21 protein-coding genes are annotated in these 21,679 nt (G+C 64.9%); 18 read left to right on the forward strand and 3 right to left on the reverse strand.

Going from position 1 to position 21,679, the window contains the following annotated elements:
• Positions 1-55: 55 nt before the first annotated feature.
• The 12 genes from gspC to C41B8_RS02870 all read left to right on the forward strand — a co-directional run bounded on the left by gspC (position 56) and on the right by C41B8_RS02870 (position 11,725).
• Entirely contained in the window at positions 56-985 is a 930-nt protein-coding gene (gene gspC / locus C41B8_RS02815; protein WP_084188408.1) for a type II secretion system protein GspC, read from the forward strand.
• A complete protein-coding gene (gene gspD, locus C41B8_RS02820; RefSeq protein ID WP_051882855.1) occupies positions 982-3,132 on the forward strand; it encodes a type II secretion system secretin GspD in 2,151 nt (716 codons plus the stop codon). The genes gspC and gspD overlap by 4 nt, the downstream gene beginning before the upstream one ends.
• Before the next feature lie 35 nt (positions 3,133-3,167).
• Positions 3,168-4,727 carry a type II secretion system ATPase GspE gene (gspE, locus tag C41B8_RS02825; protein WP_037333613.1) on the forward strand — a complete coding sequence of 520 codons (1,560 nt, stop codon included), beginning with the start codon at positions 3,168-3,170 and terminating at the stop codon, positions 4,725-4,727.
• Between the two features lie 23 nt (positions 4,728-4,750).
• Positions 4,751-5,971, forward strand: coding sequence for a type II secretion system inner membrane protein GspF (gene gspF / locus C41B8_RS02830; RefSeq protein WP_037333616.1), 1,221 nt, complete (start codon positions 4,751-4,753; stop codon positions 5,969-5,971).
• A gap of 38 nt (positions 5,972-6,009) precedes the next feature.
• Positions 6,010-6,477: a type II secretion system major pseudopilin GspG gene (gene gspG / locus C41B8_RS02835; RefSeq protein WP_051882857.1), complete on the forward strand. Its 468-nt coding sequence runs from the start codon at positions 6,010-6,012 to the stop codon at positions 6,475-6,477.
• Between the two features lie 17 nt (positions 6,478-6,494).
• Positions 6,495-7,103 carry a type II secretion system minor pseudopilin GspH gene (gene gspH, locus C41B8_RS19300; protein ID WP_051882859.1) on the forward strand — a complete coding sequence of 203 codons (609 nt, stop codon included), beginning with the start codon at positions 6,495-6,497 and terminating at the stop codon, positions 7,101-7,103.
• Positions 7,100-7,543, forward strand: coding sequence for a type II secretion system minor pseudopilin GspI (gene gspI, locus C41B8_RS02845; RefSeq protein ID WP_051882862.1), 444 nt, complete (start codon positions 7,100-7,102; stop codon positions 7,541-7,543). Before gspH ends, gspI begins: the two co-directional genes overlap by 4 nt.
• Positions 7,540-8,175 carry a type II secretion system minor pseudopilin GspJ gene (gspJ, locus tag C41B8_RS02850; protein WP_037333620.1) on the forward strand — a complete coding sequence of 212 codons (636 nt, stop codon included), beginning with the start codon at positions 7,540-7,542 and terminating at the stop codon, positions 8,173-8,175. The genes gspI and gspJ overlap by 4 nt, the downstream gene beginning before the upstream one ends.
• Positions 8,172-9,107, forward strand: a complete 936-nt coding sequence (gene gspK, locus C41B8_RS02855; protein WP_037333623.1) for a type II secretion system minor pseudopilin GspK — start codon at positions 8,172-8,174, stop codon at positions 9,105-9,107. Before gspJ ends, gspK begins: the two co-directional genes overlap by 4 nt.
• A gap of 139 nt (positions 9,108-9,246) precedes the next feature.
• The gene (gene gspL, locus C41B8_RS02860; RefSeq protein WP_037333626.1) at positions 9,247-10,470 is read left to right on the forward strand and encodes a type II secretion system protein GspL; all 1,224 of its coding nucleotides are present in this window, start codon (positions 9,247-9,249) and stop codon (positions 10,468-10,470) included.
• A complete protein-coding gene (gspM, locus tag C41B8_RS19305) occupies positions 10,467-10,970 on the forward strand; it encodes a type II secretion system protein GspM (protein ID WP_051882864.1) in 504 nt (167 codons plus the stop codon). The genes gspL and gspM overlap by 4 nt, the downstream gene beginning before the upstream one ends.
• Positions 10,967-11,725: a type II secretion system protein N gene (locus C41B8_RS02870; protein WP_084188410.1), complete on the forward strand. Its 759-nt coding sequence runs from the start codon at positions 10,967-10,969 to the stop codon at positions 11,723-11,725. Before gspM ends, C41B8_RS02870 begins: the two co-directional genes overlap by 4 nt.
• Before the next feature lie 152 nt (positions 11,726-11,877).
• On the opposite strand, the gene C41B8_RS02875 is transcribed toward C41B8_RS02870, so the two are convergent.
• The gene (locus C41B8_RS02875) at positions 11,878-13,110 is read right to left on the reverse strand and encodes an SAM-dependent methyltransferase (protein WP_051882865.1); all 1,233 of its coding nucleotides are present in this window, start codon (positions 13,108-13,110) and stop codon (positions 11,878-11,880) included.
• 166 nt (positions 13,111-13,276) lie between these two features.
• Here C41B8_RS02875 and C41B8_RS02880 point away from each other — a divergent pair, with 166 nt between their 5' ends.
• From C41B8_RS02880 to C41B8_RS02895, 4 genes are read left to right on the forward strand one after another with little or no spacing between them, the layout of a single operon-like run.
• A complete protein-coding gene (locus tag C41B8_RS02880) occupies positions 13,277-14,281 on the forward strand; it encodes a zinc-dependent alcohol dehydrogenase (RefSeq protein ID WP_037333632.1) in 1,005 nt (334 codons plus the stop codon).
• The gene (locus tag C41B8_RS02885) at positions 14,269-14,667 is read left to right on the forward strand and encodes a 6-pyruvoyl trahydropterin synthase family protein (protein ID WP_037333635.1); all 399 of its coding nucleotides are present in this window, start codon (positions 14,269-14,271) and stop codon (positions 14,665-14,667) included. The genes C41B8_RS02880 and C41B8_RS02885 overlap by 13 nt, the downstream gene beginning before the upstream one ends.
• Entirely contained in the window at positions 14,664-15,722 is a 1,059-nt protein-coding gene (locus C41B8_RS02890; RefSeq protein ID WP_037333638.1) for a glycosyltransferase family 4 protein, read from the forward strand. The genes C41B8_RS02885 and C41B8_RS02890 overlap by 4 nt, the downstream gene beginning before the upstream one ends.
• Positions 15,719-16,576: a class I SAM-dependent methyltransferase gene (locus tag C41B8_RS02895; RefSeq protein ID WP_051882867.1), complete on the forward strand. Its 858-nt coding sequence runs from the start codon at positions 15,719-15,721 to the stop codon at positions 16,574-16,576. Before C41B8_RS02890 ends, C41B8_RS02895 begins: the two co-directional genes overlap by 4 nt.
• Position 16,577: 1 nt before the next feature.
• Here the strand turns inward: C41B8_RS02895 and C41B8_RS02900 are convergent, their stop codons facing one another.
• The gene (locus C41B8_RS02900; RefSeq protein ID WP_051882869.1) at positions 16,578-17,402 is read right to left on the reverse strand and encodes a RibD family protein; all 825 of its coding nucleotides are present in this window, start codon (positions 17,400-17,402) and stop codon (positions 16,578-16,580) included.
• Between the two features lie 111 nt (positions 17,403-17,513).
• On the opposite strand from C41B8_RS02900, the gene ribA reads away from it, so the two are divergent.
• Positions 17,514-18,653: a GTP cyclohydrolase II RibA gene (ribA, locus tag C41B8_RS02905; protein WP_037333933.1), complete on the forward strand. Its 1,140-nt coding sequence runs from the start codon at positions 17,514-17,516 to the stop codon at positions 18,651-18,653.
• Here ribA and C41B8_RS02910 read toward each other — a convergent pair.
• Positions 18,650-19,465, reverse strand: coding sequence for a creatininase family protein (locus C41B8_RS02910; protein WP_037333935.1), 816 nt, complete (start codon positions 19,463-19,465; stop codon positions 18,650-18,652). The genes ribA and C41B8_RS02910 overlap by 4 nt on opposite strands.
• Positions 19,466-19,988: 523 nt before the next feature.
• Here C41B8_RS02910 and C41B8_RS02915 point away from each other — a divergent pair.
• Positions 19,989-21,650: a Na+/H+ antiporter gene (locus tag C41B8_RS02915; protein WP_037333641.1), complete on the forward strand. Its 1,662-nt coding sequence runs from the start codon at positions 19,989-19,991 to the stop codon at positions 21,648-21,650.
• Positions 21,651-21,679 lie beyond the last annotated feature (29 nt).

A 21,679-nucleotide genomic window follows, 5' to 3' on the forward strand; every position in this document is an offset into this window, starting at 1 on the left:
CAACCACCACTAATTTATATAACGCAGGCGTCGTCCTGTTGGTTAGACTCGCGCCATGGCTATGGAACTCCCGCGCGACGCACGCCGCTGGGCGATGCGCGCTCCCGATATCGCCAATCTCATTCTGATTGCGCTGATCGCTCTCGCCGCCGCGCGCCTGTTCTGGCTGGTCTGGCCCGAGCCGCCCGCACAGGCGGTCGCCCCGAGCGGCGCCGATGCCAGTAGCCGAGCCGCATCGAGTCAATCGATCGACATCGACGCGATCGCCGGCGCGCATCTGTTCGGCGAACAACCCGCCGCCGATAGCAAGGCCGATCAAGTCAAACAGATCAAGGCACCTGAGACGCATCTCAACCTCGAGCTCACGGGTATCGTCTCGGACAGCCGCGGCCAGCGTTCGCGCGCGTTAATCAAGAATCCGAAGGGTAAGCAGGATAGTTATAAGGTCGGCCAGTCGATCGTTTCGGGCGTCAAACTGCACGCGATCTATACTGATCGGGTGATTCTGGATCGCAGCGGACATTACGAAACGCTCACGCTGGAAAGCATCAAGAAAATACGGTCGATGACCGGCATCAGCCGTAGTCCGGCGGCCGCCGCGCCCGCCGATACGTCGAGCGATGCGACGCAGGATAACCACCCCGCCGCATCGCAAACCGTGTCGGGCGATGTCGCCGATCGCATTGGTACGATCCGCAAAAAAATCCTGGCGGATCCGTCGACGGCCTCGCATTACATCCGCTTGCGACCGGCCCGACAAAACGGCAATCTCGTGGGCTACCGGATTTACCCGGGGGCAGACAAATCCCTGTTTAAAAAAGCGGGGCTTCAAAGTGGGGAACTTGTGACGGCAATCAACGGCAAGCCGCTGGATAACCCGGCGGCCTCATTGCAGCTGCTTGGCAGCCTGGCGCACGCGTCGACGGCGACCGTAACGCTTCAAAAGGACGGCCAGACCCGCACCGTTCGGATCAACCTACAATGAGCTGGGTACAGCGCCTGGCCGGGGCAGCGATCGGCACGGCCATCGTCTGCGTGCCCGCCGCGGCCCTGGCCCAGACCAACGCGCCCACCGGCATTTCCCGCCAGAACAGCCAGGACGATTCGTTCACGCTGAATCTGAAGAATGCCGACATCACCACGCTGATCGCGACAGTAAGCGAGGTTACCGGACGCAATTTCGTGGTCGACCCGAGAGTCAAGGGCCAGGTCACCGTGCTGTCGAACCAACCGATGACGCCGGCAGAGCTGTACCAGACCTTCCTCTCGGTACTCGACGTGCATGGCTTTGCAGCCGTGCCATCCGGCGAGGTCATTAAGATCATCCCGCAGATCAATGCCAAGCAGGATGGTGGTTTTGGCCACTCGGGCGGGGCCACGAACGAGGATGTGGTGACCAAGGTCCTCCACGTGAATAACGTGCCGGCGGACCAGCTCGTACCCATCCTACGGCCGCTGGTGCCGCAATATGGGCATCTAGCGGCTTATGCGGCATCCAACTCCCTGGTCATCTCGGACCGCGAGGCTAACGTCGCCCGACTGACCAAGATCGTACGCCGGATCGACTCGAACGGTTCGTCGAGCGTGGATCAGGTACATCTGTCCAACGCCAATGCGTCCGATGTGGCCGATGCCATCCAAAAGCTCGAAGGCAATAACAAGAAGAACGCCAGCAGCAGCGTCGTGGCGCTGGACCGCACGAACAGCGTACTCATCTCCGGCACCGCCGAACAGCGACGCAAGCTCCGGCGCATCATCCACAACATGGATACCAAGTCGCAGGAATCCGGCGACACGGCGGTGATCTATCTGAACTATGCCGATGCCGAGACGCTCGCGCCGGTGTTGCAGGCCTATGCCACCGGACAAAGTTATTCCTCCGGTAACTCCCGCAACCGCGGGTTGAGCAATATCGGCAATAGCAGCGGGTTTGGCAGCAATAACGGCAACAACAGCGGCTCGTTCGGCAGCAGTAGCCCGATCAATCGCGGAAGCTCGAACTCGGGCGGCGGCAGCGTTCAGGGTATTTCCGGGTCCAAGGACAGCGATGTCGCGGTGATCGCCGAGGCGGGCGCGAATGCGCTGATCATTCATGCCCCGGCCGACAAGATGGGCAAGATCAAGCACATCATTTCCAAGCTCGACATTCGGCGTGGCCAGGTGCTGGTGGAAGGCATTATTGCCGAAATCGGGATTCAGCAATCGAAGAAGCTTGGCATCAACATTGCCGCGCTCAAGAACGGCGGCCCGGCGGCCGCGAGTATTCTGAACTCCGAGACCTTGTCCGCCGTGGGCCAGGCTGCCGCCAACGGCACGCCGCTCAACCTTATTCAGCAAGGCCTCAACGTAGCGCTCGGCAGCACCAACGGCGAAGTCAATTTCGCCCTGCTCGTCAACGCGTTGTCGAACAACGTCGACACCAACGTGCTGTCCACGCCGTCGCTCATTACACGCGACAACGAGGAAGCCCAGATCAAGGTCGGGCAGAAGGTGCCTTTCGTGACCGGCAGCTATACCAGCGGTACGTCCGGCGTGGGCAACGGCAACAACCCGTTCCAGACCATCGACCGCGAGGATGTCGGGCTGCAGCTCGCCTTCATCCCGCAGATCAGTGCCGGCAACACCATCCAACTGACGATCGACGAGGAAGTGTCCTCGATCGCGCCCAGTGCCCAGCAGACGACCAGTGCCGGCCTGATCACCAACAGCCGAACCTTGCAGACGGCCGTCGAAGTCCAGAACGGCCAGATTCTGGTGCTGGGTGGGCTGATCGACAACAACGTGCAGGTTACGCATAACCAGGTGCCCGTGTTGGGCGATATCCCGATTCTGGGATCACTGTTCCGCTATAACGCAGTGGATCGCAACAAGCGTAATCTGCTGAACTTCATCCGTCCGACCATTCTGCGCGGCGACGGTGAATCCAATCGCTACAGTGCTGCGAAGTACAAGTATCTGCGTAATTTGCAGATGCAGCAGTCGAAGAAGCGCTTGCCCCTGATGAAACAGAACATGCGTCCCCAACTGCCGCCGATGGATCGGTTCAGCGGTGGCACCCATACCGGGCCGCAGTCGGACACGAAGGGTTCGTCGTCCTCGGGCAAGCGTCGTGGCGACCAGTTCTCGGATTAGTTCGTGACCGCTTTGTCGACCGGGAGGATCGTGACATGAGCGAAAGCGTCGACACCCTCACGCTCGAACCCCTCGACGGCGAGGCCAACGGAGCGCATCTGGATACCGGCACACCGGAGGATTCGCGGCTGGAGCGACTGTCCTTTGCGTTCGCCAAGCGTTATGGCGTCATGCTCGGCGACCAGGACGATGCCAGCGTGCGCGTAATCGCGCGCGAGCCGGTCAACGCTGCCGCTCTGCTGGAAGTCCGGCGCCACACCAAACGTCGACTTCGGGTGGAAACCGTCGCGGCCGGCGCGTTCGAGGCCATGCTCCAGAACGATTATGAAAATCGCGACAACGAGTCCAGCCAGATCGTCGAAGGTATGGACGACGATCTCGACCTGTCCGACGCCGCGCGCGCGCTATCCGAGCCGGCCGATCTGCTGGAATCCTCCGACGATGCGCCCATCATCCGGCTGATCAACGCGCTGCTGACCGAGGCGATCAAGGAAAATGCCTCGGATATTCATATCGAGCCGTTCGAGGCCCGACTCACCGTGCGTTTTCGCGTCGACGGTGTGCTGCGCGAGGTGCTGAATCCGCCGCGCCAGCTCGCCCCGCGCCTCATCTCGCGCGTCAAGGTGATGGCCAAACTCGACATCGCCGAAAAACGTATCCCGCAGGACGGGCGCATTTCGGTGCGCATCGCCGGTCGTCCGGTCGATGTGCGTGTCTCGACGATCCCCTCGGGCACCGGCGAGCGCGTCGTCATGCGTCTGCTCGACAAGCAGGCGGGCCGGCTGGATCTGCCGCAGCTGGGCATGCCCGCCGACACGCTCACCGCGATCGACGCGCTGGTGCACAAGCCGCACGGCATCATCCTCGTCACCGGCCCGACCGGCTCGGGCAAGACGACCACGCTGTACGCCGGTATCACACGCATCAACGACCGTACGCGCAACATCATGACGGTCGAGGACCCGATCGAGTACTACCTCGACGGCATCGGCCAGACCCAGGTGAATTCGAAGGTCGACATGAGCTTCGCGCGCGGCCTGCGCGCGATCCTGCGCCAGGATCCGGACGTCGTCATGATCGGCGAGATCCGCGATCTGGAAACGGCCGAGATCGCCGTGCAGGCTTCGCTGACCGGTCATCTGGTGCTCTCGACTCTACATACCAATACCGCGGTCGGCGCGATCGCTCGCCTGCGCGACATGGGCGTGGAGCCATTCCTGCTCTCGTCATCGCTGATCGGCATCATGGCGCAGCGTCTGGTGCGCACACTCTGCCCGGATTGCAAGGTGCCCTACACCGCCGACCGGCGCGAATGCGAGCTGCTTAAGGCCGATCCGGATAACCCGCCGACACTGCACAAGCCCGGCGGCTGTGAGCATTGCAATCACTCCGGCTTTCGCGGCCGGACCGGCATCTATGAGCTCGTGGTGATCGACGACGAACTGCGCCAGATGATCCACGAGCAGGCGGCCGAATATGCCCTCGAAGCCCAGGCGCGCAAGACGACGCCGAGTATCCGGGACGACGGCCGTGCCAACGTGCTGGCCGGCCGGACCACGCTTGAGGAAGTCCTGCGCGTCACTCGCGAAGGCTGACGGGGCGAGGACCGGGATAACCGATGGGTGCATTTGAATACACCGCGCTGGACGCCCGGGGCCGCCGCAAGAAAGGCGTGCTCGAGGGCGACGCCGCGCGCGCGATCCGGGCCCAGCTGCGCGAGCGCGGCCTGACCCCGATCGAGGTCAACGAGGTCGCCGAACGCGCCACCGGGTCCTCCGGCCGTTCGTTGTTGTCGTTCTCGCGCGGGATGAGCGTGACCGAGCTGGCGTTGTTCACGCGCCAGCTGGCTACCCTCGCCCATGCCGGCCTACCGATGGAGGAAGCGCTCAAGGCCGTCGCCGAGCAGACCGAGAACGAACGCGTACAAAAGATCATTGTCGGCGTGCGCTCGCAGGTGGTCGAAGGCAACACCTTCGCCGATGCGCTGGCCGATTTCCCCAAGAGCTTCAGCCCGCTGTACCAGGCCACGGCCGCCGCCGGCGAGCAATCCGGCCATATCGACGAGGTCCTCAACGGACTGGCCGATTACGTCGAGGAACAACAAGCGCTGCGCCAGAAGATCCTCGCCGCCCTCATCTATCCGGCTTTTTTGGTGGTGGTGTCGATCGCGATCGTGATCGGGCTGTTGTCGACGGTGGTGCCCAAGCTGGTGCATGTGTTCAACAGCGTGCACGCCAAACTGCCGGCGCTCACCGTAGCGCTGATCGCCACCAGCGACTTCTTGCGCACCTGGGGCTGGCTGCTGGCGATCCTGCTGGCAGCGGCCATTACGGCGTTCATCTACGGAATGCGGCGGCCGGCCTTCAAGCGCCGCTTCCACAGCTTCGTACTGCGAATTCCGTTGATCGGGCGTTTCGTGCGTTCGGTCAACACCGCCCGTTTTACCCGAACTCTGGCCATTCTCACCAGCAGCGGCGTGCCCGCGCTCGATGCCATGACCATCGGCGCCGACGTGGTGACCAACGTGCCCATGCGTGAAGCCATCAAGCGCGCCGCGACGCGGGTGCGTGAAGGCGATGCCATTCACCGCGCCCTGCAGCGCGAACAACTTTTCCCCGCGATCACGCTGCACATGATCGCCAACGGCGAAATGTCCGGCGAGCTGGATACCATGCTCGGTCGGGCCGCCGATCATCAGGATCGTGAGGTCGAGACGATCCGTGAAGGCGTCATGGGCATTCTCGGGCCGGCCGTCATCCTGGCCATGGGCGGGATCGTGCTCATGATCGTGCTGGCGGTTCTGCTGCCTGTGTTCAATCTCAATCAGTTGGTCAAGTGACCGCCCCGCTTCCATCGTTTCCCGCGAGGAGTTTCGATATGCAGTTTCCACGTCATCGTGCCGCCACGTCGCCGCGCCGCCAGAGCGGCTTCACGCTGATCGAGATCATGGTCGTGGTCGTGATTCTGGGTATTCTCGCGGCCATCGTCGTGCCCAACATCATCGACCGCCCGGACGCGGCGCGCGAAGCGAAGGCTCGCCAGGACATCAAGGCCATCGACTCGGCGCTCAAACTGTATCGGCTCGACAACTATCGTTATCCCACCACCGAGCAAGGGCTGGCGGCGTTGGTGACCAAGCCGACCAGCGAGCCGGTGCCGCGCAACTGGAAATCCGGCGGCTACCTCGATCGCCTGCCGACCGACCCCTGGGGCCACGTCTATCATTACCGCAATCCCGGCCAGCATGGGCCGATCGACATCTACACGCTCGGCCGCGATAACCAGAAAGGCGGAGACGGTCCGGACGCCGACATCGGCAACTGGACGCTCAACGACAACCCGTAACCCGGCATGAACCGTTCGTGAACTCGCGCCGGTCATCCACAAGCGGCTTCACGCTGATCGAGGTTCTGGTTGTTCTGGTCATCATCGGCATCGTGTTGACCTTCGCCACGCTTTCCGTCAATCCCAGCGGCCCGGGCGACCGACTCGATACCGCGGCGCAGCGCCTACTGGCGCTGGCCCAGGATGCTGCCGACGAAGCCATTCTCTCGAGTCAGACGATCGGTCTGCAGATCGGCGATCAGGGCTATCGCTTTATCCGCTTGACCGACCGCGGCTGGAAAACCATCGACGATAGCGACTCGCCGCTACGGCCGCGCCGGCTCGACGACGACATCCATATCGACCGCATCAACAACAACGGCGACCGTAAACAGCAAAACCGGCAGGCGAAAAGCCTGACGCTCCCGGCCTCGCCCATCGCCGGGCGCAAGGCCGGCGAGCCCGCGGTACAAGAGGACAACAACAATAACGACAAACCACAGCTGGCCGTGCCGGCCGCGCTTTTTCTAGCGAGCGGGGAACTGCTGCCTTTTACGCTGGAGCTCTCGGCCGACGGCGTGAAACACCGGTTCGACATCATCGGCTCGCCGAACGGCGACATCACGCTCAAGCGGGTGGATCGATGAAGCGCCGCAGCCGGGGGTTCACGCTGATCGAGGTGTTGGTCGCACTGGCCGTGGTGGCGATCGCCCTGGTGGCATTCGTCTCCGCGGGCGCCCAGAACGCAGACTACGCAACCTATATCCGTCAGCGCACGATCGCCCAGATGATTGCCCGCAACCAGCTCGTTCAATATCAGGTTGCCGCGAACTGGCCGAGCACCGGCAGGCGCCAGGGCAATGTCAATATGGCCGGCAGTCGGTGGCATTGGGAAGCCACGATCACGGGCACGCCCGACGATCAGGTTCGGCGCGCCGACGTGCGGGTATTCGCGACCAACCCTGATACGCACCAGCCAGACAAGGATTCGGTCGTACTGTTGAGCGGGTTCCTAACCCAGCACGCGCAGCAACAATCGAAAAACGGTGCGGCCGCGACATCCGCCAAGTCGACCGGCAGCTCATGAGTCGGGCGCGCGCACAGCACGGCTTCACGCTGGTCGAACTACTGGTGGCCATGGCCGTGTTCGCCGTGATGGCGGCGATTGCCTACGGCGGCCTATCGTCGGTGATCAATACCCGCGATTCGATCGATGCCGCCCTGGATCGAAGCAAGACCCTGCAAATGGCGACCTGGCGCCTGCAGCAAGACATCGAACAGGTCGTAGATCGACCGACCCGCAATCGTTTTGGCGATGCCGAACCGGCCGTGATGGCCAGCGCCGACACGGGTCTCACGATCACGCGAGACGGCTGGCCGAATCCGCTAGCCGAGCCGCGCTCGACGCTGCAGCGAGTGCATTACCGGCTCGACCCCGACGGCCATCTGGTGCGGTCCTATTATCGCGTGCTCGATCAGGCGCAGGACAGCGAGCCGGTCGACGCCGATCTGTTGAGCGGTGTGACCCAGCTGGAATGGCGATTTCTGGACAAGAACGGCCAGTGGCAGGACCGCTGGCCGCCGGACAACACCGGCTCGGTCTCCAATACCGCCGGCGAGGCTTCCCACCCGCCTCCGATTGCCATCGAGCTGCGCCTGGATACCAAGACTTGGGGCCATTTGCGCCTGCTGTTCGCATTGCCGGGAGCTCATCTGTGACCGCGCCCCGGTCACAACGCGGCATTGCCCTGCTCACGGCGATGCTGATCGTCGCGCTGGCCGCCATCATCAGCGCGGCCATGATTTCGCGCATGACGCTGGCCATGCACCGCTCCGGCAATATATGGAACGCCGAACAGGCGTGGTGGTACGGCATCGGCATCGAGAACTGGTTGGGCACCAAACTGCGCGAGGATGCAAGGCATTCCAAGACCGACAATCTGCAGGAGCTATGGGCCCGGCCGGTGGATTACCTGCCGATCGACGGCGGGTCGATCAGCGGACAGATCATCGATTTGCAGGGCCGCTTCAATCTGAACAATCTGGTGCTGGGCGATCCGAAAACATCCGAAGCCGAATTCGTGCGCCTGATCCAGGCGGTATCGGATACCGACGAGGTCACAGCCCGCACGATCGCCCAATCGGCTCACGACTGGATCGACTCCGACATCAACCCGACCCGGCCTTACGGGGCCGAGGACGACTATTATCTCGGCCTGTCGCCCGCCTATCGCACCGGCAACACGCTTATGGTCAGCCCCAGCGAATTACGGGCGGTGCGCGGCATGACGCCGCTGCTGTATCGTGAACTCGCGCCCTATATCAGCGCCCTGCCTACCGCGACCGCGATCAACGTGGATACCGCCCCGGCGCCGGTGCTACAGGCGATTGCCCAGCTGCCGCAGGGCACCGGCAAGAAACTGGTGGCCATGCGCTCCGGCTCGCCGTGGCAATCGATCAAGAGCTTTCGCGCGGCCAACCCCCTGGCCGGCCGCGATACCGACAAGGCATCGCTATCGGTCTCCACGCAGTATTTCCTGGTGGCCGGTCGGATCAAGGTCGGCGACGGTACGACCCAGTTCTACAGCGTGCTGCATCGCGACAGTTCCGGCGCGGTCAACGTCATACGCCAGGCGACCGGAGCGTACTGAATGAAGAAGCCGACCCCAGGACAACCGATGGCCGTACTTGCACCACATCACGACTCACCCGCCACGCGGACTGCGTTAGACTGCCGCCTCGGTTTGCTGCGCCCGGGGGTGGACGGGCGCACGGCTTGGGGGAACTGACGTGGCCCAACGGCTGGCCTTGTATTTCGATGGACAGAGCGCGGCCTGGCTCGACGAGCAGCAGGGGTTGGCACGCGGCTCGCTGGATGATTTCGCAGCCACGGCGGACCTCGACGATCACGAGGTTGCGGTCGTCATTCCCGGCGAGGACGTGCTGCTGACCCGCGCGCCGCTGCCGCCGATCCGTTCGGCGGCACGCCGGCTGCAGGCCGCGCGTTACGCCCTTGAGGATCGCCTGGCCGGTCGCGTGGAGCAGCTCCACTTCGCCTTGATCGGCGCGCCCGATCGTGACGGCGAAACGCCGGTCGCGGTGATCGATCTCGATCGCATGACGGCCTTGTGTGACGCGCTCGATACGGCCGGCATCGATGCAGCGCGCATCCTGCCCGATTACATGGCCCTGCCCGCCCCCGATACCGCGACCTGGCAGATCGCCGCCACCGAAGATCGCATCCTGACGCGCACCGACCCCGTCGCCGGCTTTGCCTGCGACGCCGACCTGTGGCCCGTCATCGCGCCGGCGCTGGAAACCCCGGCCTCCGCTACGGTGCGCACGGCGGATACCGGGCGGGCCCGGCGACTGCTCGACATCGACTGGGGTGAACAGGCCGAGGCGCCCGAGGCAGATGTTGTCGGCTTCCCGGATGCGGACGCCCTGTTGGCGAGCCTTCTGGCCCAGCCCGAGGCCCTACGCGGAGCGGTGAATCTGCGCCAGGGCGCGTTCGCGCGGCGGTCGCAGTTTCAGTCGCAGTGGCGACCGTTGGTACTGACCGGCGCCCTGGCGGCCACGTGGCTCGTCGTGGCAATCGTCGCGCGCGGGATCGAGACCTGGCAGCTCGACCAACGCATCGATGCGCTTCATCAGCAAACCCTGGCAGCTTTCCACGACGCTTTTCCCGGGGTGCAGAACATCAACGATCTGCGGGTGCAGGCCGAGCAAGGCATTCAACAACTTCGGGGCACCGGTGGCGCTGGCGGCCTGTTTCCGCTGGTGCAAGCCGTCGCGGCCGTTGCCGGTCAGACCGACGATCTGCAAGTACAGTCCATGCAATATCGCAACGGCAAGCTCGGCCTGAGCCTTAACGGCAAGAACGTGCAGTCGGTGGAAACGCTGCGTGCGGGCTTTGCCCAACGCAACGGCATCCAGCTTTCGGTCCAGAGCGCGGACGCCAGTGCTTCGGGTGTCCAGATCCAGGCGACGGTCAGCCAGGGAGCGAGCTCGTGAACGCGGTCAAGGAATGGTTCTACGGCCTGGCCCCGCGCGAACGGGTCATGGTGTCCGCGGCCGCCGTCATGGTGTTGATCGCCATCTTCTATTACGGCCTGTGGCATCCGTTGAACACCGCGCTGGCCAACGCGCGCGAACAGGTCACGGCCGAATCGAATCAGGCGCGCTGGATGCTCGGTATCCGCAACGAGGCCCAGCTGTTGCGCTCGTCCACGCACCACAGCGAACCCAAGGGCCAGAACGAATCGTTGCTCTCGATCGTGGATTCCACCAGCCGCGCCAACAACCTCGGTGGCGCCGTCACCCATATTCAACCCAAAAACGACGACGAAGCGACCGTCACCCTCGACAAGGCCAACTTCAACCGCATGCTGTTCTGGCTCCGGACGCTACAAACCGATTATGGGGTGGTCGCCAGCGAAGCCACCATCTCGCGGGCCCAGGATGCGCCCGGCCAAGTCGAAGCACGCCTGACCCTCGTGCGAGGGGGGCAATGATGAACTGGCGGATCATGCGTTTCGTGATCGTCGGCGTGGTCGCTTTCGTCGTCGGGCTGGTCACTTATTTGCCGGCGTCGCTGGTCGCCGGGTGGGTCGCCGATGACACACCGGTCCACCTGCAAGGCGTTTCCGGCACCCTTTTGGACGGCCAGGCCGCCTATGCCTCGCTGCCCAACGGCGCGCTCAATAACGTGCGCTGGAACGTCCATCCCATGACGTTCCTGTTGGGCCGCGTGTCGGCCACGGTGCGGGCCGACAGCGATCTCGGTCATATCGAGGGGCAGATTCATCGCAGCATCTTCGGCCGTAATACGCTGGACAACGTTCAGGGCGAAGCCACCATCGGCTGGCTCTCGGGGCTCGCCGGCTATACCTTCGTTCCCGTGTCGGGCCGGATCGGTCTGGATCTGGATCACGTGACGTTCGACGACAATCTCGACGTCAGCGCCCTCGACGGCACGATCCAACTCACCAACAGTCGCTGGGAACTGCTCAACCCGCCGCTCAAACTGGGACGTTTCGAAGCCAAACTGGACCGCGGCGACCAGGGTATCCAGGCTCGTATACTCGACAGCACGGGGCCGCTGGCACTCACCGGCGATGTGCAACTCTCCGATAACCGTCGCTACGACCTGAACGTCAAGCTACGGGCCCGCGCGGGCGCCGATGATCGTCTCAAGCAGATCCTGCAACAGATCGGCCAACCGGACAGTCAGGGCTGGTACCACATCCAGGAACGCGGCTCGCTTTAGGGCCTATTGAGGTTTCCTCGACCCCTGCAGCAAGCGAGAACACTGTTCGCCGGCAATACCGCGTTATAAACACTGTTGCTCGTCGCCTAAGCGATGCCGTCACACGCCTCGCGGGCCGTGTTTGACGGAACCCGCGGGCGCATGAGCCTTTTTCAGCCCGCGGCGCTCATCGAGTGAGGCGCCACCGCAGCGGTCTCGTCCTGCTCATCCTCGCGATACAGATAATCACGGGTCAGCGGCACGATGTCGTTCTGATGCGCGAGCTGTACGTGATAAACCACCAGATCACCGTAACGGAAGATTGCTTCGCAGCCCAGCAGGTAGAACTCCCACATCCGACAGAAGCGTTCGCCCAGCCGTTCGCGGAACACATCGCGCTGCGCCTGGAACCGCTCGTTCCACGCGGCCAGCGTACGGGCGTAGTGCAGTCGCCACACTTCGAGGTCGGACAAGCACATCCCCGTCTTTTCGATGCAGGGCGCGAAATCCGATAGCGACGGGATGTAACCGCCCGGGAAAATATATTTCTGGATCCAGGTTCGGCTGTCCCGGGGCGGCACCCCGTTGCGAGCGATGAAATGGATCAGGCTGCGCCCGTCCGGCTTGAGCAACCGCGCCACCTGGTCGAAAAAGGTCTGATACTGCGGCCGGCCGACGTGCTCGAACATCCCGACCGACACGATGGCGTCGTAGCGGCCCTGATGCTCGCGATAATCCTCCTTGAGGAAGGTCACGCGGTGGCTCAGGCCGAGCGCCTCGGCGCGCTTGCGGGCATGATCGTACTGGTCGTTCGACAGCGTCAGGCCGACCACATCGACATCGTATTCGCGGGCCAGAAACAGCGCCATGCCGCCCCAGCCGCAGCCGATGTCCAGTACTTTCTGCCCCGGTTCCAGCAACAGCTTACGGCCGATATGCGCCAGCTTGGCGCGCTGGGCCTCGTCCAGCGACATGTCGTCGCGTTCGAAATAGCCGCAGGAATACTGCATTTCCGGATCGAGGAAACGCTGGAAAAGCTCGTTGTCGATGTCGTAGTGATGCTGGACGTTGCGCTCGGAACGCATGCGATTGTTCATTTCCGATACGCCGCGAAACGCCCGCCGGGCGAGATCCACCAGTCGATTCGACTCGAAATTGTTGGCGTTGGCGAAATACAGTTGAAACACGGCCTGTAGCCCGCCTTCGCCGGGCCACCAGTCGCCGTCCATATACGCTTCGCCGAAGGCCATCTCCGGGTCGGCCATCAAGCGCGTGATCACTTTGCGATTCCGCAGATGAACATGCGCGACCGGCTCGCCCGAACCGTAACGCGCCTGTTGACCGTCGGCATGGTGGAGAACCAGGGTGCCTCGGCTGATGAAACGCTCGAACAGACTACTCTTCACGACCCAATCCCTTTGGCCCGGCTTCAGCCGGCCGAACCCCGTCCAATTATTCCCTTAAAATACAACTTAGGCTGCGTGAGTGTATAGTGCAGCCGGGCGCGTCCGCGTCTAGTCAAGCGCCCGTCGAGGGCTTAGTGTTGATGACCCGCTCCATCGCCCGGTCATCATGACTGCCGATATTGCCCGAGCACTTTGGCTCGTGCCGCCACGGCACGCCGAGTTGCGTACCGAGTTTCTGGCCACGCCTGGTAGCGACGAACTGCGCATCCGGACGTGCTTCTCGGCGATCAGTCGGGGCACCGAAACCCTAGTTTATGACGGTGCTGTGCCGGAAAGCGAATACCAGCGCATGCGCGCGCCGTTTCAGGCCGGCGAGCTGCCGGGCCCGGTCAAGCACGGCTACGCCAATGTCGGCGTTGTGGAGGCCGGGCCGGCGGCCTGGCGCGGCCGCTATGTATTCTGTCTTTATCCACACCAGACCCATTACGTCGCGCCCGTGGACGCGGTCATATCGGTACCGGTGAACGTCCCTCCCGCGCGCGCGGTGCTCGCGGCCAATATGGAAACCGCGGTCAACGCACTCTGGGACGCCGGACCGCGGATCGGCGATCGCGTCAGCGTGGTAGGGGCCGGGGTGATCGGCAGTCTAGTCGCCGGACTGTGTGCCCGCCTGCCCGGCGTCGAGGTCGAACTCGTGGATATCGACAGCGAGCGCGCCCGAATCGCCACGGCGCTCGGCGCGGTTTTCGCGGCGCCGGATCGCGCGCAACGGGGCCGCGATCTCGTTTTTCATGCCAGCGCGAGCGCCGCCGGCCTCAACACGGCCCTCGACCTGGCCGGCACCGAAGCCGAAGTCATTGAACTAAGCTGGTTCGGAAGCCATCCGACGACGGTCGCACTCGGCGGCGCTTTCCATTCCCAGCGTCTGACGCTGCGGGCCAGCCAGGTCGGTACCGTATCGCCGGCCCGCGCCGCCCGCTGGGATCATGGCCGCCGCCTGGCTCTGGCACTCGAGCTGTGTGCCGATCCCCGATTCGACGTATTGTTCGCCGTGGATGCCGCGTTCGACGACTTGCCCGCCGTGATGGCGCGGCTGGCCGAGTCGACCGATCGTACGCTGTGTCAGCGTATCGTCTACTCCGAGACTCAGGATTCGTCATGTTCCACCTGACCGTGCGCGATCACGTCATGATCGCCCACAGTTTCTCAAGCCCGACCTTCGGCCCGGCGCAGGCGCTGCACGGCGCCACCTACGTCGTGGATGTCACCTTCTACCGCGAGGCGCTCGACGCCGACGACCTGGTGGTCGACATCGGGGCCGCCTCGTCGGCGCTGTCCGCGGTACTCGCCGAATTCAATCTGTGCAACCTGGACGACAATCCGGCCCTGGCCGGCCACAACACGACCACCGAATACATGGCCGGCATCATCTTTTCGCGCATGAAGCAGGCCATTGCCGAGGGCCGGCTGGGTGAAAACGCAGCCGGTCTGTCCCGCATGGGCGTGCGCCTGTCGGAGTCGCATATCGCCTGGGCCGGATACGAGGCCGAACTGTGAAATCGACCGTATTCCTGGTTGCGGGCGACCCGGAACAATATACCGGCGGCTATATCTACGACGCCCGGATCACGCGCGCCATGACGGCCGCCGGGCGCCCGATCGAGACTATCGGACTGGCCGGGCAGTTTCCTGAAGCTAACGCGGCTGCCGCGGACGCGCTGGGCGCTGCCCTCGCGGCGCGAGCCGATGGCCAAACGGTGATCGTGGACGGGCTTGTGTTCGGCGCCCTGCCCGACGTCATCGAACGCGAATCCCAGCGCTTGCGGCTGGTGGCCCTCGTCCATCATCCGCTGGCCGACGAATCCGGCATCGACGGCGCGTTGGCCGATCGTTTGTTCGCCAGCGAACGCCGCGCGCTCGCCCACGCAGCCCACGTGATCGTGACCAGCGCCTTCACTGCACGGCGTCTTGTCGCGGCCTACGGCGTCGCACGCCACGATCTCGATATCGTCCAACCGGGGCTGGACAAGCCCGCACAGCTCGCGCCGCGAACCCGCACCGATACGCCGCGCCTGCTCTGTGTGGCCAGCCTCATTCCGCGCAAGGGCCATACCGTGCTGATCGAAGCGCTGGCTCAGCTCACCGATCTCGACTGGCGCTGCGACTGCATCGGCGACATCGAGCGCGACCCGGACTGCGTGAATGACGTCCGTCAGGCCATCGAACGCCATGGGCTCGGGGCGCGCGTACATCTGACCGGCAGCCGCCCGCCAGCCACGCTCTCGGCCGCCTATACCGGCGCCGACCTGTTCGTACTGCCCTCTTATTACGAGGGCTACGGCATGGTCGTGACGGAAGCCCTGGCCCACGGCCTGCCGGTGATCACGACTACTGGAGGCGCACTCGCCGACACCCTGCCCGACGACGCCGGCGTCGCCGTCCCGCCCGGCGACGCCGAAATGCTCGCCGACAGTCTGCGTCGACTGCTATCGGACCCCGAGGCATACGATGCCCTCGCGGCCGGAGCAAAGCGTGCGGCAGCCGCTCTGCCCGACTGGGATCAGGCGGGGGCGCGCTTTGCCGGCGTGCTCGATCGCATCGAACGCGCATGAAAGCCCCTCTCCCGGCCGATGGCTCCCGATTCACCGGTGACTGGCTGTCGCTACGCGAAGCGATGGATCATCGCAGCCGAGCACACGGGCTCGCCGGGTTCGCGGCCCACTACTTGGCGGCCCGTTGCGGCCCCCGGCGCGCCCGCGTCATCGATCTCGGTGCCGGCAGCGGCTCCAATCTGCGTTATCTGAAGCCTCGCCTGGGCGGCCGGATCGACTGGCATCTGCTCGATCAGGATCGCGACCTGTTGAACGCGGCCGTTCGCGATGCGCCGAAAGGAGCGGAAGACGACGACCACCACATCGCCGCCGAAGTATTCGATCTGCGCGGCCCGCTGGCGCCGAGGCTCGCGGGCGCCGATCTGGTGACGGCCTCGGCATTGCTCGATCTCGTATCGGCCGACTGGGTGTCGCGTTTCATAGACGCCTGCGCCACGGCCCGCGCTGCGGTGCTGATCGCCGTCAGTATCGACGGCCGCCTCGAATTCACCGATGTCGACCCGAGCGACGCGCTCGTGCGTCGCGCCCTCGCCCGCGACCAGGCGCGCGACAAGGGGCTGGGCCCGGCACTCGGCGCCGCTGCGCCCGGGGTTTTGATCGACGCGCTAACCCGGCGGGGTTATGCAATCACCGTGCAACCGAGCGACTGGCATATCGACGCCACCGATGCCGAGCTGGCACGCGCGCTCATCACGGGCTGGCGCGACGCGGCCATAAGTCAGTGTCCGGCTGAAGCTGGGCGAATCCGCGGCTGGGCCGAGCAGCGCATCGATGGCATCGTCACGGGCGCGAGCGCATTACGGGTCGGCCATGTCGACATTCTAGGGCTGCCGGGGCGCGAGCCGTTGGGCTGACTCAACCGGGCGCGTTCGCGCGCAGATCCAGGTCATAGAGGCGGTCGTCACCCAGCGGGTAAGACCGACACGCCGGCCGGCGCGCGTCGTGCAGCGTCTCGATCTCGGCCAGCGCCAGCGCGGGGCGACCGGAGCCGATCAACAGGGGCGCGACGACCGTATGCAAACGATCGATACAGTCGGCGTCGATGAAGCGCGAGATCGTCACGCCGCCGCCTTCGACCAGCACCCGATGCAAGCCGCGGGCCGCCAGCGCCGCTAACAAACGATGCGGCAAGTCCGCTGCACCGGTGGCATCGATGCGGAGCGCCATCGCGCCCGGCGCGGCGTCGCGCTCATCATTCACGACATGCCACGTCGGTGGCCCATGATCGCGAAACAACCGGCGATCCCGCGACACCCGTCCGCGCGGATCGAGCACCACGCGAACCGGATGCTCGCCCTCGACGTGGCGTACCGTGAGTTGCGGATCGTCGGCCTCGACCGTGCCCGCGCCCACGATCACTGCATCCACCAGCGCCCGCAGCCGGTGCAGATGCATCCGGCTTGCTTCGCCGGTGACATAATGCGAATGGCCGCTCGCGGTGGCGATACGACCGTCCAGGCTTTGCCCGAGCTGGGCGATGACGATCGCCCGCGGGCCGTAGGCCACCGGCAGCAAACTGTCGAACAGCTGCGCCGCGTCATCGTCTACGGCAGTCTGTGCTGACCAGCGCCCGCCCGGCTCGACGACGAGCCGGTCGTCGACCTGCCACGGACCCGAGGCGTTGCGCTCGCGCGCATCGCGGATCACGCGCCAGGCGTACTTGGAATCGATAACTGGCATTATACGCAGCCTTTAAACGCGCCTGGACGGCCCTATCGTCCGCGGATTCACGCCAGCCTAAGGCACGGTTGCATGACTGCCCAGCATTTGGAATCGATACAGGACCGTTTCATGCAACACATCGAGCGTGCGATCTTCGATCTCCGGCGCGGTCTTCCCGTAGTCATCGAGGGGCGGCACTCGCGACATCTCGTGGCGCCGATCGAGGCGGCCACCTCGGATCTGCTCCAAGACATGAAGGACGGCGCCCGCACCGCGCCGCAGCTTGTATTGACCGAGCATCGGTTGGCCCATCTCGGCCGCTCGAACGCCGACGCCCCCGCAGCCATCGAATTGCAGACCGACGACGCGCGCGAGGACGTGATTCGCTGGGCGGCCGATCCAGACGCCGACTGGCCACCCTCTCGTCAGCCGGTGGCGATTTCCGACGTCGGCCACGCCGCGCTCGCGCTGATGCGTCGCGGCTTGCTCATTCCGGCCGCGATCGTGATCGAGCCCGACGACAGCCTCGGACCGGCGATCCAGCGTCGACTCGATCGCGGCGACCTGTTGTCGGTGACCGCGGCCGACGTATTCGCGCATCGGCACGCGGCGCCCTCGCTGCTGCGCCGAGTGAGCGAAGCCAACGTGCCGCTGGAAGCCGCGCCGCATTCTCGCTTCGTCATCTTCCGCGAGGCCGATGGCATGCGCGAGCATGTGGCCATCATCATCGGCGATTCCGCGCAATGGGCCACGCCAGTCCCGGTGCGCCTGCACTCCGCGTGCCTGACCGGCGACCTGTTCGGCAGCCTGCGCTGCGATTGCGGGCCACAGCTCAAAGCCAGCCTCGCCACCATCAGCAAGCGTGGCGGCGGCGTCCTGCTGTATCTGGCCCAGGAAGGCCGCGGCATCGGCCTGGCCAATAAGATGCGGGCCTACCAGATGCAGGACGACGGGCTGGATACGGTCGATGCCGACCGCGTTCTCGGTTTCGACCAGGACGAACGCGACTATGCCGTCGCCCGCGAGATGCTGGCGCAGCTCGATGTCGCGCATATCGAACTGCTGACGAACAACCCGGCCAAGCTCGATGCCATGAATCGCGAACCGATCGAGGTGGCGCGCCGTCGCGGTGTATATGGCCGGCTGACCCGGCAGAATCGACGCTATCTCGCCACCAAGGCCCAGCGCGCCGGCCACTGGCTCGATGCGCTGCTGTCCGAGCCGGTGTTGAGCGAATCGACCGACTCCGATCGCAACGAGCAGGATTAGCGCGCGCCTCGGCCGCCGAACTCGCGCAGGTCGAAACACGCCGTCTCGACAATAATCTCGGCCAGACGTACCCCGAACGCCTCGACCAGGCGGGCACCGGTCTCGGCGTCGGCAGCCGCGGCGTTGCCGGTCACGCCCGCGGGGTTCAGATCCTCGGCCATCCAGGCAAAGCCGGCATCGCCCTCGGGGCCGAGCGTGGCCCCAGTGCGGGCACGCAGCGCGCCCAGCGACTCATGATCGGCCAGCGCGTCGCGACGCACCGCCGCCGGGGCAAGATGCAACATCATCGATGTTTCCAGCGCGCCGCCATGCAGCCCGTGCGCCAACTCCTCAGCCGGCAGCGCATCGGCCGGTGGTGCGAATCGAAAATAATTGGCCTTGACCACCAGCAGACCGAAGTCGGCCCGCAGCCGTAGCGCCGCCAGATCGAGCACGGCCTTGTTGCCGCCGTGGCTATTGAACAACACCAGTCGACGGATGCCCGCAGCCGCCACGCCCGTACCTATCGCATGAATCTGGGCGATCGCCTGCTCGGCAGTCAGGCTGACCGTGCCGGCGAACCCGGTGTGTTCCAGGCTTGCCCCGACCGTCATGGCCGGCAGAATCAACAGCTCCAGCGCTTCCCCGCGATCGCGTAGACACTGCCCGGCGGCCGTCACGATGCCATCGCCGATCACCCCGTCGGTATTCAGTGGCAAATGCGGGCCGTGTTGTTCGACCGCCGCGACCGGCAACAACGCGACCGGGTCGCGCGCGGCGATCGATGCCAGTTCCGGCCCGGTCAACGCCGACCAGTGTTCGATTTCCGTCATAAGCAGCAGCCCCGTTGCCATCGAGCGACCCATGATGCGCGCCCCCGGCGGCCATGCCCAGCCGACCGGCTCGCGGAATTCTCACAAGAGCCGTTCTAGGGACTGTTGCCGTCTCGTGCGAGTCCGCGCCAAGCGCTGTTTTGCGGCAAGACGAGGCGTAGCGAACGTGGCGTAGCTGGCCCACGCGAGAGAGCGACAACGCTGTATTGCCGCAAAACAGCGCTTGTCCCTTCGGGTTGGGCCGCAAATCCCGCCCGGCGGCGTTGCGAGCTTGGGTCGTGGCTCGCCACGACGCGGCGACTCGCGCCTTGCCGGACACGATTTGCGGACGCCAACGCGGCGCTCTCACGAAACGGCAACAGTCCCTAGCAGACGGGATCGAGACACGGTGGGCGGCTAGAATAGTGGGAATGCTCCCATCCGACGATCCGGGTCATCCTCGATGGATGCCGCCACCCGGTGTCGGCATGCTCTCGCGCCGCCCGGCCGGGGCCTGACGAACCAAGGCTTTGCTCGACTCTCGATGACGATCGTATTCACTACCCTGATCCTGTTGCTCACCGTGGCGATCTCCGGCGTGCTGATCGGCCTGCTGCCGTTCCGCCTGCCCCGGCCGCTGGTGCAGATCGCCCTCGGCGCCGCGCTGGCCGTGCCGAGCTTCGGCTTGCATGTCCGGCTCGACCCGGAACTGTTCTTCCTGCTGTTCATCCCTCCGCTGCTGTTCGCCGACGCCTGGCGTATGCCGCGCCGCGAATTCCGACGTCTGCTCGGGCCGATCACCGCGCTCGCGCTCGGGCTGGTGATGGTGACGGTGATCTGCGTGGGCTTCTTCGTGCACTGGCTGATCCCACAGGTGCCGCTGGCGGCGGGGTTCGCGCTCGGCGCGGTGCTCTCGCCCACCGACGCGGTTGCGGTATCGGCGATTACCGGCAATGCCCGTATTCCGCCGCGCTTGCTGCATATCCTTCAGGGCGAGGCGTTGATGAACGATGCCTCGGGTCTGGTCGCACTGCGCTTCGGCGTGGCCGCGACGCTGACCGGCGCCTTTTCCCTGCCCAAGGCCGCGCTGAGCTTCGTGATCATCGCCGCGGGCGGGCTGGCGGTCGGTTGGGCACTGGCCTGGCTGTTCGCCCAGGTGCGCTACTTCCTCACTCAGTGGCGCGGCGACGATCCATCAAGCCATGTCGCCCTGCTGCTGCTGCTGCCATTCGGCGCCTATCTGATGGGCGAGCATCTGGGCGTGTCCGGCATTCTGTCGGCGGTCGCGGCCGGCATGACGCTCAACAGTATCGATACGCTCAAGGGCGAACTGGCCACGCGCATGCAGAACCGCGGTATGTGGGCCATGCTCGAGTTCATCTTCAACGGCGTGATTTTTGTTCTGCTTGGCCAGCAGATTCCCGTGATTCTGGCCCACGCCGGCGACGCCAAGGACTCGATCGGGGTCGACTGGTGGCATCTCGCCTCGTACCCATTGGCCGTGCTGGTTCTATTGATGGTCTCGCGCTATCTATGGGTGTGGGTCATGCTCAAGCTGGTCGTGATGCGCGCCCGCCGGCGCGGCGAAGCTGTGACCCGGGTATCGTCGCGGATCATCGCTACCACCACGCTGGCCGGCGTACGCGGCGCGATCACACTCGCGGCCGTGCTCTCGTTGCCGCTGACCGAGAGCGACGGCACCCCTTTTCCCGGCCGCAGCGTATTCGTATTCATCGCGGTGAGTGTGATCCTGTCCTCGCTCATCATCGCCACGATCGCTCTGCCGCCGTTGCTGCGGCGTATTCAACTGCCCGAGGATGATCCACGCGCCACCGAGGAGCGCGATGCCCGTGCCGCCTCGGCCCGAGCCGCCATTCAAGCGCTCGATCGCATGCGCGAGGAATACAAGGCCGAATCGGACGACGCCGACGAGGCGTCGCTGTACGCGGAGGTGGCGGCCCGCGTCATGGCGGCCTATCAACCCTGGCTGGACCCGGACTCGGACGCCGAGGACAAGCAACGTGCCCGGCGCGGTTTCGGAATGGAGCGCACGCTCCGGCTCGCCGCGCTCAACGCCGAGCGCGACGAGCTCTATCGCCTGCGTGGCCAGGCCGAGATCAACGACGTCACCATGCGCCGCATCATGGCCGACATCGATCTCACGGAGGCCTCGTTACGCAGCGGTCGCCGCTCCGGCAAGCGCTGATCGCAGCGGCGATTCCGAATCGATTGAAG

The organism is Salinisphaera hydrothermalis C41B8 (assembly GCF_000732535.1).
Taxonomy (GTDB): domain Bacteria; phylum Pseudomonadota; class Gammaproteobacteria; order Nevskiales; family Salinisphaeraceae; genus Salinisphaera; species Salinisphaera hydrothermalis.

Coding starts and splice junctions, on each gene's coding strand:
- gspG (WP_051882857.1), top strand. CDS start 6,010: ATGCAGTTTCCACGTCATCGTGCCGCCACGTCGCCGCGCCGCCAGAGC.
- C41B8_RS02910 (WP_037333935.1), bottom strand. CDS start 19,465: ATGACGGAAATCGAACACTGGTCGGCGTTGACCGGGCCGGAACTGGCA.
- ribA (WP_037333933.1), top strand. CDS start 17,514: ATGCAACACATCGAGCGTGCGATCTTCGATCTCCGGCGCGGTCTTCCC.
- C41B8_RS02880 (WP_037333632.1), top strand. CDS start 13,277: ATGACTGCCGATATTGCCCGAGCACTTTGGCTCGTGCCGCCACGGCAC.
- gspC (WP_084188408.1), top strand. CDS start 56: ATGGCTATGGAACTCCCGCGCGACGCACGCCGCTGGGCGATGCGCGCT.
- gspE (WP_037333613.1), top strand. CDS start 3,168: ATGAGCGAAAGCGTCGACACCCTCACGCTCGAACCCCTCGACGGCGAG.
- C41B8_RS02870 (WP_084188410.1), top strand. CDS start 10,967: ATGATGAACTGGCGGATCATGCGTTTCGTGATCGTCGGCGTGGTCGCT.
- gspJ (WP_037333620.1), top strand. CDS start 7,540: ATGAGTCGGGCGCGCGCACAGCACGGCTTCACGCTGGTCGAACTACTG.
- C41B8_RS02895 (WP_051882867.1), top strand. CDS start 15,719: ATGAAAGCCCCTCTCCCGGCCGATGGCTCCCGATTCACCGGTGACTGG.
- C41B8_RS02885 (WP_037333635.1), top strand. CDS start 14,269: ATGTTCCACCTGACCGTGCGCGATCACGTCATGATCGCCCACAGTTTC.
- C41B8_RS02900 (WP_051882869.1), bottom strand. CDS start 17,402: ATGCCAGTTATCGATTCCAAGTACGCCTGGCGCGTGATCCGCGATGCG.
- C41B8_RS02915 (WP_037333641.1), top strand. CDS start 19,989: ATGACGATCGTATTCACTACCCTGATCCTGTTGCTCACCGTGGCGATC.
- gspI (WP_051882862.1), top strand. CDS start 7,100: ATGAAGCGCCGCAGCCGGGGGTTCACGCTGATCGAGGTGTTGGTCGCA.
- gspD (WP_051882855.1), top strand. CDS start 982: ATGAGCTGGGTACAGCGCCTGGCCGGGGCAGCGATCGGCACGGCCATC.
- gspF (WP_037333616.1), top strand. CDS start 4,751: ATGGGTGCATTTGAATACACCGCGCTGGACGCCCGGGGCCGCCGCAAG.